Origin of the sequence: Massilia pinisoli (genome assembly GCF_024753285.1) — a bacterium.
Lineage (GTDB): Bacteria > Pseudomonadota > Gammaproteobacteria > Burkholderiales > Burkholderiaceae_D > Telluria > Telluria pinisoli.
Genome location: NZ_JANUGW010000019.1, coordinates 112,059 through 123,601 on the forward strand (window position 1 = coordinate 112,059; position 11,543 = coordinate 123,601).

The window sequence follows — 11,543 nt, forward strand, 5'->3', positions numbered from 1 at the left end:
CCATGATTGGCCATCAGCACCGCGATGCGATGGCGCGCGGCATGGCCTTGCAGGATGGCGCTGTCGAGCGGATAGCCGTCGTTGCCGATCAGGACGCCTGCCGCGTACAGGCGTGCACCGGCCTGCGCTGCCGCCGCCACGTGCGTCGGCTGGGCGAAGTCCGCGCACACGGCCAGCGCCACCGGCAGGCCGCCGGCCATGAGCAACGGGCCGCCGGCGCCGGCGTCGACATGGCGCTCTTCGCCCGCGTGCAGGTGCTGTTTCGTGTGGACGCTCGACGTTCCGTCCGCATGCAGGACGAACGCCGCGATGTGCGGCTTGCCGCGCTCGCCCGCGCGCAGCGGCAGGCCGACGACAGTCGTCATGCGCGCCTCCCGCGCGTATGCGCGCAGCGGCGCGAGCAGGGCGGTGTCCGGCGTTTGCGCGAGGGCGTCCGCGAGATCCAGTTCGTAGCCCGTCAGCGACAGCTCCGGGAACACGAGGCATTGCACGCCGAGACCGTGGGCGACGCGCATGAAGGCAAGGTGGCGGCGGATGTTTTCGGTGAGGTCTCCCGGGAGCACACTGCATTGCGCGGCGGCGAACGTCGATACGGTCATGGGCGGGCCGTGAAGTAGCGTTGGTCTATTCGGATACTTGCGGCTCGGCCAGGCTGCGCAGCTGGAACCGCTCGTCGTCCGCGAACAGGAAGGTTTCCGAAAACGTGAGGCTGCCCCCTGGCGCCGCCGGTCGCGGCGGAGGCGGCAGCGGCGCACTGCGTTGCACGGACGCCATCGCGATGGTCGAGGCGTCGGGGCTGCGCGACCGCTGCACGTTCACGTCCTGCACGCGGCCATTGGCGGCGACCGTGATCTCGAGCACGACGATGGCCGGTAGTTGCGCGGGCAGCGTGCCGGCATAGATGTGGTCGGGGTTGCGGGCGGCCACGTGGCGCGCGACCTGGGTCTTGTAGTCGGTGAGGTCGGCGGGGGCGGGCGCCGCGGCAGGCGCCGGGGCGGCGGGATGGAACACGCTCGCGGCGACCCGTTCGACGGACGAGGTGACGGCATCCGTTGCCGTTCGCACTTCCGCGCATCCGCCCAGGGCGGCCAGCAGCGGGATGGACACCAAACCGGCACGGTTGATGGTCTTCATGTCGACACCTCCAGAACGTCGCTGCGCCATTGCTGTCCCGCAGGCGCTGCGACGTCCGGCGATTCAGTCGAACAGGCGACGCAGCTCCGTGCCGGGGTCGGGGGCGCGCATGAATGCTTCGCCCACGAGGAACGCGTGCACGTCGGCGTCGCGCATGCGCTTGACGTCGGCGGGCGCCAAGATGCCGGACTCGGTGACGACGAGCCGCTCCGCCGGAATGCGCGGCAGCAGGCCGAGCGTCGTATCGAGCGTGACGTCGAAAGTGCGCAGGTTGCGGTTGTTGATGCCCAGCAGGCGCGTATTCAGCTTCAGCGCCGCATCCAGTTCGTCGCCATCATGCACTTCGACCAGCACATCCATGCCGAGTTCCTGCGCGCACGCCTCCAGATCGGCCATCAGGCCGTGATCCAGCGCAGCGACGATCAGCAGGATCGCATCCGCGCCCATCGCCCGCGCTTCGTAGACTTGATACGTGTCGACGATGAAATCCTTGCGGATCACGGGCAGGTGGCACGCGGCGCGAGCCTGTTTCAGGTACTCGGGCGAGCCCTGGAAGAATTGTACATCCGTGAGCACGGACAGGCACGACGCACCGCCCGCTTCGTAGCTTCGCGCGATGTCGGCCGGGCGGAAATCGGCGCGCAGCACGCCTTTCGACGGCGACGCCTTCTTGACTTCGGCGATCACGCCGGCGCGGCCCGCGTCGATGGTGCGGCGCAGGTTCGCTTCGAAGCCGCGCAGGCCGGCGCGCAGTTCGGCATCGCTTTCGACGTCGCGGCGCAGGCTGTTGAAGTCACGCTGCCGTTTCGCCGCGGCGACTTCGGTGGCTTTGACGTCGAGGATCTTGTTCAGGATATCGGACATGGTGGACCTTCAGTGTTGTTTCGCCAGCGCCAGCTTGACGCCGAGCCAGACGAACAGGCCGCCCGTGGCGCGGTTGAGCCATTGCGTGACGGCGGGATTCAGATTCAGGCGCGCTCTGGCCTGCGCCGTGAACAGCGCCAGCGCATGGCACCACAACATGCCGTTGATGTTGAAGATGGCGCCGAGGACGATGAATGCGAGCGCCTTGTGCGGCGCGTTCGCGTCGATGAATTGCGGGACGAACGCGAGGAAGAACAGCGCCACTTTCGGATTCAGCACGTTCGTCAGGATGCCTTGCCCGTAGATGCGGCGCAGGGGCAGCGGGGCGATGGTGAGCGGCTTTTCGACGCCGTCGCCGCGTTTGCTGAGCAGCATGCCGATGGCGAGATACAGGATGTACGCGGCGCCCAGCAGCTTGACGACGGTGAACGCGGCGGCGGACGTCGCGAGGATCGCCGACATGCCGAGGGCCGCCGCAAAGATGTGCGCGAACGTGCCCGTGCCGATGCCGAGTGCCGCCGCGCTGCCGGCGCGCCAGCCCTGCGTCGCGCTGCGCGTCATGATGAGCAGCGAATCCGGGCCCGGCATGATGTTCAGCAGCAGGCCCGAGACGACGAACAGCGAGAGGTCGTGGATGCCGAGCATCGTGCTCTCCTCAGTGCGCCGCGAGCTGGCGCGTGACGCTCACGAACTGGTCGACCTTCGCCAGCGCCGCGCCCGACGCGATCGCCGCGCGCGCGCGCTGCAGGCCGTCCTCGATGGATGCTGCCACGCCGGCCGCGTACAGCGCCGTGCCCGCGTTGAGCGCCACGATATCGTGCGCCGGACCCGGCTCGCCGCGCAGCGCTTCCATGATGCGGGCCTTGGACTCCGCCGCATCCGCCACCTTCAGGTTACGGCTGGCGATCATCGCGAGGCCGAAGTCTTCCGGGTGGATCTCGTATTCGCGGATCTCGCCGTTCACGAGTTCACCGACCATCGTGCCGGCGCCCAGCGACACTTCGTCCATGTTGTCGCGCCCCCAGACGACCAGCGCATGCTGGGCGTCGAGGCGCTGCAGCACGCGCACCTGGATGCCGACGAGGTCCGGGTGGAACACGCCCATCAGGATGTTCGGCGCGCCGGCCGGATTTGTCAGGGGCCCCAGGATGTTGAAGATGCTGCGCACGCCCATCTCGCGGCGCACGGCGGCGACGTTCTTCATCGCGGCGTGGTGGTTCGGCGCGAACATGAAGCCGATGCCCGTCTGCGCGATCGACTGGGCGATCTGTTCGGGTTTCAGGTCGATGTGGGCGCCCAGCGATTCGATGACGTCCGCGCTGCCGGACGACGACGACACGCTGCGTCCGCCGTGCTTGGCGACGCGCGCGCCCGCCGCCGCCGCGACGAACATCGACGCGGTCGAAATATTGAAAGTGTGCGCACCGTCGCCGCCGGTGCCGACGATGTCGACGAGGTGCGTCGTGTCGGCCATCGGCACCTTGGTCGAGAATTCGCGCATCACCTGCGCGGCGGCGGTGATCTCGCCGATGGTTTCCTTCTTCACGCGCAGGCCCATCGTCAGGGCGGCGACCATCGTCGGCGAGATCTCGCCGGACATGATTTGCCGGAAGAGATGGAGCATCTCGTCGTGGAAGATTTCGCGGTGTTCGATGCAGCGGAGCAGGGCTTCTTGGGGGGTGATCATGGCAGGTCCAGTCAACGTTGGTACTCACGAAACCCGTCGTCCCGACCATGGCGCAGGCCTGGGCGGGGCGGGCAGGACGTCGGTACGGCGCGGGTCAGGCGGTGCGGTCGAGGAAGTTCTTCAGCATCGCGTGGCCGTGCTCCGACAGGATCGACTCGGGGTGGAACTGCACGCCCTCGATGTCGAATTCCTTGTGGCGCACGCCCATGATCTCGCCGTCGTCCGTCCACGCCGTCACTTCCAGGCACGCCGGCAGCGACGCGCGCTCGATCGCCAGCGAGTGGTAGCGGATCACGGTGAAGGGGCTCGGCAAGCCCTTGAACACGCCTTCGCCGATGTGCGCGATCTTCGACGTCTTGCCGTGCATGACCTGCTTGGCGCGGATGATCTTGCCGCCGAACGCTTCGCCGATCGCCTGGTGGCCCAGGCACACGCCGAGGATCGGCTTCTTGCCCTTGAAGTGCTTCAGCACGTCGACGGAGACGCCGGCATCCTTCGGCGCCTTCGGGCCCGGCGAGATGCAGATGCGGTCCGGGTTCAGGCCCGCGATTTCCTCGAGGGTGATCTCGTCGTTGCGCACGGTGTGAACAGTCTCGCCCAACTCGCCGAAGTACTGCACGATGTTGTAGGTGAACGAGTCGTAGTTGTCGATCATGAGCAGCATGTCAGATCTCCCCATCCAGTCCGTCTTGCACTTGCTCGGCCGCGCGCAGCACGGCGCGCGCCTTGTGTTCTGTTTCCAGCCATTCCATCTCGGGGATGGAATCGGCCACGATGCCCGCCGACGCCTGCACGTACAGGTTGCCGTCCTTGATGACGCCCGTGCGGATCGCGATCGCCACGTCCATCTCGCCGCCGAACGACAGATAACCGCAGGCGCCGCCGTAGATGCCGCGCTTCACCGGCTCGAGCTCGTCGATGACTTCCATCGCACGCACTTTCGGCGCACCGGTCAGGGTGCCGGCCGGGAAGGTGGCGCGCAATACGTCCAGGTTGGACATGCCGTCCTTCAAAGTGCCTTCGACGTTGGAGACGATGTGCTGCACGTGCGAGTACTTTTCGATGACCATCTGGTCCGTGACCTTGACGCTGCCGGTCGTCGCGATGCGGCCGATGTCGTTGCGGGCCAGGTCGATCAGCATCACGTGTTCCGCCACTTCCTTCGGATCGTTCAGCAGTTCGTGCGCCAGTTCGGCGTCGCGTTCCGGCGTCGATCCGCGCGGGCGGGTGCCGGCGATCGGGCGCAGCGTGACCTTGCGGCCGACGGCGGCGTCCTTCTCGTTGCGCACCAGGATCTCGGGCGAGGAACCCACGATCTGCATGTCGCCGAAGTTGTAGTAGTACATGTACGGCGACGGGTTCAGCGAGCGCAGCGAGCGATACAGCGACAGCGGCGAATCGACGTACGGCTTGCGGATGCGCTGGCCGATCTGCACCTGCATCAGGTCGCCGGCCATCACGTATTCCTTCGCGACGGCGACGGCCTTCAGGTAGTCTTCCTTGCTGAAGTCGCGCACGGCCTCGGTGCGTACGGAGCTCGACGTCACCGGCGCGTCCACGCTCCGGCGCAGCATCACGCGCAAGTCTTTCAGGCGCTGGCGGCTCTTGTTGTAGGCCTCGGGCTGGGACGGGTCGGCATACACGATCAGGTACAGCTTGCCCGACAGGTTGTCGATGACGGCCAGTTCTTCCGTCACCATCAGCTGGATTTCCGGCAGGTCGAGTTCATCGCGCGGCGCCGTATGGGCCAGCTTCTTCTCGATGTGGCGCACGGTGTCGTAGCCGAAGTAGCCGGCCAGGCCGCCGCAGAAGCGGGGCAGGCCCGGGCGCAGCGCGACCTTGAAACGCGATTGATAGGCCTCGATGAAGTCGAGCGGATTGCCGTCGTGCGTCTCGATGACTTCCCCGTTCTTCTCGACCGTCGTGACGGTGCCGCGCGTGCGCAGCAGCGTCTTTGCCGGCAGGCCGATGAAGGAGTAGCGGCCGAAGCGCTCGCCGCCGACCACGGACTCGAGCAGGAACGTGTTCTTGCCGGCGTCCTGGCTCTGGGCCAGCTTCAGGTACAAGGTGAGCGGCGTTTCGAGATCGGCAAATGCTTCCGCGATCAGGGGGATACGGTTATAGCCTTGCGTGGCGAGCGATTTGAATTCGAGTTCGGTCATGCTTTTCTCCGGGCCGCCCGCAGGGAAGGGGAACGGGCGGCGATTTCTTCAAAAAACCTGCCGGTATCAAGTGTGCACAGGGCGTGCACCGGCAGCAATCAGCTTGGGTCAGATGGACCAGGATTGCCAGCGTCGCCACAGCCAGGCCTCATGGGCACCGGTTGGGTTGACGATGTGTTTTTTGGCGAAAAACATGGAGTAGATGGTTTAGGAGTTGGCTTCGTTATGAGCGCTGATCAGTTCAGCCGCTTCAAGTAGCGAATCAACTATACCATCGGAATTAATAGTTTGCACAGGTTTTCCGTGGTTGTAGCCATACGGGACCGACAACACGAAGCAACCGGCCGCACGCGCCGCTTCGGCGTCGTTGCTGGAATCGCCGATCGCCACCACGCGCGCCGGCGCCAGGTCGAAGTCGCGGCACACCTGCAGCAGCGGCATCGGATCGGGCTTCTTGCGCGGGAACGAGTCGCCGCCGTACACCAGCTCGAAGAACGGCGTCAGCCCCTTCTTCGCCAATAGCGGCTGCGTGAACGCGACGGGTTTATTGGTCACGCACGCGAGGCGCAGGCCCAGGTCCTTCAGCGCCTGCAGGCCTTCGATCACGTGCGGATACAACGCGGCGCGTTCGCCGTTGATGGCGAGGTAGTGGCGCTGGTACGCGGCCATCGCGTCGTCGAACACGGTGTCGATGCGGGCCGTGTCGAAGTCGAGGGCCAGCACGTCGCGGATCAGCTTTTCCGATCCCTTGCCGACCATCGGTTCGATGACCTGCTGCGTGATCGGCGCCAGGCCGAATTCCGCGCGCATGCCGTTCAGCGCGAGCTCGAAATCGGGCACGGTGTGCAGCATCGTGCCGTCCAGGTCGATGATGGCGGCCCGGATCGTATCGGCGCCGTGCTTCATCAGGCGGCCTTCTTCGCGACGCCGACCAGTTCGGCGCGCATGGCGTCGATGACGGCCTTGTAGTCAGGCTTGCCGAAGATGGCGGAACCGGCCACGAACGTGTCGGCGCCGGCTGCCGCGGCGGCCGCGATGTTGTCGGCCTTGATGCCGCCGTCGACCTCCAGCAGGATGTCGCGGCCCGATTCGTCGATCATGCGGCGTGCGATCGCGATCTTTTTCAGGGCTTCCGGGATGAACGACTGGCCGCCGAAGCCCGGGTTCACGGACATGATGAGGATCATGTCGATCTTGTCCATCACGTGTTCCAGGTAGTGCATCGGCGTGGCCGGGTTGAACACCAGGCCGGCCTTGCAGCCGTTGTCGCGGATGAGCTGCAGGGTGCGGTCGATGTGCTCCGACGCTTCCGGGTGGAACGTGATGATGTCGGCGCCGGCCTTGGCGAAATCGGGGATGATGCGGTCGACGGGCTTGACCATCAGGTGGACGTCGATCGGCACCTGCACGTGCGGACGGATGGCCTGGCACACCAGCGGGCCGATGGTCAGGTTCGGGACGTAGTGATTGTCCATCACGTCGAAGTGGATGATGTCGGCGCCGGCGGCGACGACGTTGCGCACTTCCTCGCCCAGGCGGGCGAAATCGGCGGACAGGATGCTGGGAGCGATGCGGTAGGTGGTCATGGTGGGGCTGCCGGTCTGGCCGGGTTGCTTAAGACAAAGCCAGCATTGTACGCCGATGCGGCGCGGCGGACACGGCTGCCGGCCCATCCGTCCGGAGCGGCGCCGCGCTTTCGGTGGCCGTTGTATCATGACGGCCACGCACCAATTTGCCAATTCAACAAGGAACACCGATGCCCGTCTACGATTTCGCGATCACCGTCAGGACGCAGTACCTGCCGGAGCAATCCCACCCGGACCGGACGCAGCACGTGTTTACCTACACCATCACGATCAAGAACACGGGCTCCGTCGCGGCCCAGCTGATCTCGCGCCACTGGGTGATCACGGACGCCAACAACAAGGTGCAGGAAGTCAGCGGGCTGGGCGTCGTCGGCCACCAGCCGTTGCTGCAGCCGGGCGAGCAATTCGAGTACACGAGCGGTACGCAGCTGGAAACGCCGCAGGGGTCGATGGTCGGCGAGTATTTCTTCGTCGCCGAGGACGGACACCGGTTCGAGGTCAAGATCCCGGAATTCGTGCTGTCGCTGCCGCACGCCCTCCATTGACCGCTTGAGCCGGTCAGGCGTCGGGCGTATCGTTATTCTTCGTGGTGGGTGGGCGCTCGGGTTTGCGTCCGGCGAACATCGTCCACCACACGATGAAGACGAGCAGGAACAGGGCCGTACCGGCTTCCAACATCAGTATCCACATCCCGTATGCCTCCTATGTTTTCGACACGCCGCAGTGTACCCCCTTTATTGACCGTCGTCGCCTTGCTGGCCGCCTGCACGACGCCGCAGCCGCCGCAGCCGCGCCCCCAGCCGCAACCGCCGATCAAGATGCCGCCGCCCGTCGGGCCGGTGACCGTGCCGCCGACCCAGCCACCGGCGCAACCGCAGCCGGCGCCGCCGCCCGCGCCCCTGTTCACGCCCGTGACGTTCGACGCGTTGCCCGGCTGGCAGCAGGACGACCTGCGCCAGGCCTGGCCCGCGTTCCAGGCGTCGTGCCGCGCGCTGGGCGCGAAACCGGACTGGAACGCGCCGTGCGCGGCGGGCAAACGGATCGACCCGGCCGACGGCACCGCGATCCGCCAGTTCTTCGAGACGTATTTCGTGCCGAACCTCGTGCGCGCGCCCGACGGCGCGGACGCGGGCCTGATCACGGGCTACTACGAACCGATGCTGCGCGGCGCGCGCCGGCGCGGCGGCGCCTACCAGACGCCGTTGTATAAAGTGCCGGACGACCTGATCACCGTCGACCTGGCGAGCGTCTACCCGAACCTGAAAGGCATGCGGCTGCGCGGGCGCCTCGTCGGCAAGACGGTCGTCCCGTACGGCACGCGGGCCGAGATCGAGCGTTCCCGCATCCCGGGCAAGGAACTCGTGTGGGTCGACGACCCGGTGGAGGCGTTCTTCCTCGAGGTGCAAGGCTCCGGCCGCGTGCAGCTGGACGACGGGGAGACGGTGCGCATCGCGTACGCCGACCAGAACGGCCATCCGTACAAGGCGATCGGCCGCTGGCTCATCGACAAGGGCGAGCTGGCCCCGGCCGAGGCGACGGCGCAGGGCATCCGCGCGTGGATCGCCGCGCATCCGGAACGGCGCCAGGAACTCCTCGACGTCAATCCGAGCTATGTCTTCTTCCGCGAAGAGCGCCTGCCCGATCCGTCGGTCGGCCCGAAGGGCGCGCTGGGCGTACCGCTGACACCGGCGCGCTCCGTCGCCGTCGACCCCAGCTTCGTGCCGCTGGGCGTGCCGCTGTTCCTGTCGACGACGGAGCCGAACGGCGACGCGCCGCTGCAGCGCCTCGTGATGGCGCAGGACACCGGCGGCGCCATCAAGGGCGCCGTGCGCGCGGACTTCTTCTTCGGCTTCGGCGAGCAGGCGGCCGACAACGCGGGCCGCATGAAGCAGCGGGGCCAGATCTGGGCATTGCTGCCGCGGCCGGCGTTGTCGGCCGCGCGTTGATCACTGCCTGATCCGGTGCAGCCGGGTGCCGAACAGCGTCGTCATGGTCAGCAGCAGCGCGCCCGCCGCGACGACCGTCAACCCGCCGCGCACACCGAGCCATTGGGCCAGCGCACCGGCACCCGCCGCGCCGATGGGGGCCGTGGCCACCGTCATGAAGCGCATCGTCGACGTCATCCGGCCCAGCAGCGCATCCGGCGTCACGCGCTGGCGCAGCGCGAGATAGGGCAGGAAGAACAAGGTGCCGCCGCAATCGAGGCAGAACACGACGGCGGCATAGGCGGCCGTCGTGGCGCCGCGGCTGCCCAGCAGGTCGCGCGGGATCGTCGGCATCAGCATGAAGCCGAGGCACGAGATGCACAGGCCCGTCGCGATGGCGCCGCCGGAGCCGAAGCGCCGCGTCAACGGTTTCAGTAACAAGGAACTCAATAGCACGCCAAGGCCGCCCAGCATCTGCGCGGTGCCCATCAGGCCGGGCGACATGCCCAGCACGCGCGTCGCGAACAGCACGTACAAGGCCGTGTAGCCATAGAACAGCAGGTGCCAGCTGGCGGACGTCCATGCGAGCAGGCGCAGCACGGGTTGGCTCCAGACGAATTTGAGGCCTTCGGCGACGTCGCGCAGCACGTGCGATTGCGCAGGGTGCGGCTCGGGCTCGCGCGTGCGGATCCGGCGCAGATTCCACAGCGAGACGGAAAAGCCGGCCACATTGCACAGGATCGCGACAGGCGCACCGAGCGCCTGCACGAGCAGGCCCGCGATGCCGGGACCGAGCAGGCGCGATGCGGATTCCGTCGCACCCAGCTTGGCCTGCGCATCGATCAGGCCATCGCGGCCGACGAGGAAGGTCAGGAAGATCTGCTCCGCGCTGCCTCCGACGACGAAGCCGGTGCCCAGCATGAACTGGACCGCATACAGCCAGTGCATGCTGAGCCACCCCTGCCACCACGCGAGCGGTACGGTCGCGAGGCTCAGCGCCACCGTCGCATCGCTGCCCAGCATGACGGGCAGGCGGCGGCTGCGGTCCAGCAGGACGCCCGTCGGCAGCGAGAACAGCAGGAACGGCAGGGAGCCGAAGGCGGCGAGGGTGCCCATCTGGGACGGCGTCGCGTGCAGCAGCAGGGCCGCGCAGATGGGCAGCGCGAGCAACGTGATCTGGGCGCCGAAATTCGTCAGGACGCTGCTGAACCAGAACCGGCGAAAGTCGGCGTTGTGCAGCTGGCCGTCGGCGGCGAGGCTGCGGAGGAGGGCGATGGGGGACACGGATCGATGATAGCAAAGACATGATTGCCGTATACGTCACATCCGTCGTTCAGGCGCTACAATCCGGGTTCATCTAATTAAAGGGGGCCCCATGGAATATGCAGACCTGCTGATCGAACACCACGACAAGGTGGTCGTGATCCGCCTGAACCGTCCGAAGGCGCTGAACGCCCTCAACGACAACATGATGAACGAGCTGGGCGACGCGCTGTACAAGTTCGATGCCGATCCGGCCATCAACGTCATCGTCCTCACCGGCAGCGACAAGGTGTTCGCGGCGGGCGCCGATATCGCCGCCATGGCCAACTATACGTATGCCGATACGTACCCCGGCAATTACATCGGCCGCAACTGGGAGCACATCCTCAATGTGCGCAAGCCCGTGATCGGCGTCGTCGCCGGCTACGCGCTGGGCGGCGGCTGCGAACTCGCGATGATGTGCGACTTCCTGATCGCCTCCGATACCGCGAAATTCGGCCAGCCGGAAATCAAGGTCGGCGTGACCCCGGGCGCCGGCGGCACGCAGCGCCTGCCGCGCGCGATCGGCAAGGCCAAGGCGATGGACATGCTGCTGACGGCGCGCATGATCGATGCTGCGGAAGCGGAGCGCACGGGTCTCGTCTCGCGCGTCGTCCCAGCCGATCTCGTGATGACGGTGGCGCTGGAAGTGGCGGAGACGATCGCCGCGATGCCGGTGTCGGTGGCCATGCAGATCAAGGATTCGGTCAACCGCGCGTTCGAGACGACGCTGACCGAGGGCGTTCGCTACGAGCGCCGCTTCTTCCACGCCGGGTTCGGTACGCCCGCGCAGAAGGAGGGGATGGCGGCGTTCCTGGAGAAGCGCAAGGCGAATTTCGAAGGGATGTAATTTTTCCACAGCCCTTGCGGGGGCGCGGACGGT

13 protein-coding genes and 1 pseudogene are annotated in these 11,543 nt (G+C 66.7%); 3 read left to right on the forward strand and 11 right to left on the reverse strand.

The window, feature by feature from the left end:
- Positions 1-56: 56 nt before the first annotated feature.
- The 9 genes and pseudogenes from NX784_RS28970 to rpe form a co-directional block, all read right to left on the reverse strand.
- Positions 57-599: pseudogene (locus tag NX784_RS28970) on the reverse strand (carbon-nitrogen hydrolase family protein); the annotation flags it as partial.
- Between the two features lie 25 nt (positions 600-624).
- Positions 625-1,134, reverse strand: a complete 510-nt coding sequence (locus NX784_RS21890; protein WP_258818811.1) for a TonB C-terminal domain-containing protein — start codon at positions 1,132-1,134, stop codon at positions 625-627.
- A 63-nt stretch (positions 1,135-1,197) separates the two neighbouring features.
- Positions 1,198-1,998: an indole-3-glycerol phosphate synthase TrpC gene (trpC, locus tag NX784_RS21895; RefSeq protein WP_258818812.1), complete on the reverse strand. Its 801-nt coding sequence runs from the start codon at positions 1,996-1,998 to the stop codon at positions 1,198-1,200.
- A 9-nt stretch (positions 1,999-2,007) separates the two neighbouring features.
- Positions 2,008-2,643, reverse strand: a complete 636-nt coding sequence (locus NX784_RS21900) for a LysE family translocator (RefSeq protein ID WP_258818813.1) — start codon at positions 2,641-2,643, stop codon at positions 2,008-2,010.
- A 10-nt stretch (positions 2,644-2,653) separates the two neighbouring features.
- A complete protein-coding gene (trpD, locus tag NX784_RS21905; protein ID WP_258818814.1) occupies positions 2,654-3,685 on the reverse strand; it encodes an anthranilate phosphoribosyltransferase in 1,032 nt (343 codons plus the stop codon).
- A 94-nt stretch (positions 3,686-3,779) separates the two neighbouring features.
- The gene (locus tag NX784_RS21910) at positions 3,780-4,349 is read right to left on the reverse strand and encodes an anthranilate synthase component II (protein ID WP_258818815.1); all 570 of its coding nucleotides are present in this window, start codon (positions 4,347-4,349) and stop codon (positions 3,780-3,782) included.
- Position 4,350: 1 nt separating this feature from the next.
- Positions 4,351-5,847 (reverse strand): anthranilate synthase component I, encoded by a 1,497-nt coding sequence (gene trpE, locus NX784_RS21915; protein WP_258818816.1) that lies wholly within the window; start codon positions 5,845-5,847, stop codon positions 4,351-4,353.
- 207 nt (positions 5,848-6,054) lie between these two features.
- Positions 6,055-6,753, reverse strand: coding sequence for a phosphoglycolate phosphatase (locus tag NX784_RS21920; protein ID WP_258818817.1), 699 nt, complete (start codon positions 6,751-6,753; stop codon positions 6,055-6,057).
- Positions 6,753-7,433 (reverse strand): ribulose-phosphate 3-epimerase, encoded by a 681-nt coding sequence (gene rpe, locus NX784_RS21925; RefSeq protein ID WP_258818818.1) that lies wholly within the window; start codon positions 7,431-7,433, stop codon positions 6,753-6,755. Before rpe ends, NX784_RS21920 begins: the two co-directional genes overlap by 1 nt.
- Before the next feature lie 170 nt (positions 7,434-7,603).
- On the opposite strand from rpe, the gene apaG reads away from it, so the two are divergent.
- Positions 7,604-7,978, forward strand: coding sequence for a Co2+/Mg2+ efflux facilitator ApaG/CorD (apaG, locus tag NX784_RS21930; RefSeq protein ID WP_258818819.1), 375 nt, complete (start codon positions 7,604-7,606; stop codon positions 7,976-7,978).
- A 13-nt stretch (positions 7,979-7,991) separates the two neighbouring features.
- On the opposite strand, the gene NX784_RS21935 is transcribed toward apaG, so the two are convergent.
- The gene (locus NX784_RS21935; protein WP_258818820.1) at positions 7,992-8,123 is read right to left on the reverse strand and encodes a hypothetical protein; all 132 of its coding nucleotides are present in this window, start codon (positions 8,121-8,123) and stop codon (positions 7,992-7,994) included.
- 14 nt (positions 8,124-8,137) lie between these two features.
- Between NX784_RS21935 and mltA the strand changes: the two genes are divergently transcribed.
- Positions 8,138-9,379, forward strand: coding sequence for a murein transglycosylase A (mltA, locus tag NX784_RS21940; protein WP_258818821.1), 1,242 nt, complete (start codon positions 8,138-8,140; stop codon positions 9,377-9,379).
- On the opposite strand, the gene NX784_RS21945 is transcribed toward mltA, so the two are convergent.
- Positions 9,380-10,642 (reverse strand): MFS transporter, encoded by a 1,263-nt coding sequence (locus NX784_RS21945; protein WP_258818822.1) that lies wholly within the window; start codon positions 10,640-10,642, stop codon positions 9,380-9,382.
- A gap of 91 nt (positions 10,643-10,733) precedes the next feature.
- Between NX784_RS21945 and NX784_RS21950 the strand changes: the two genes are divergently transcribed.
- Positions 10,734-11,510 (forward strand): enoyl-CoA hydratase, encoded by a 777-nt coding sequence (locus tag NX784_RS21950; protein WP_258818823.1) that lies wholly within the window; start codon positions 10,734-10,736, stop codon positions 11,508-11,510.
- Positions 11,511-11,543 lie beyond the last annotated feature (33 nt).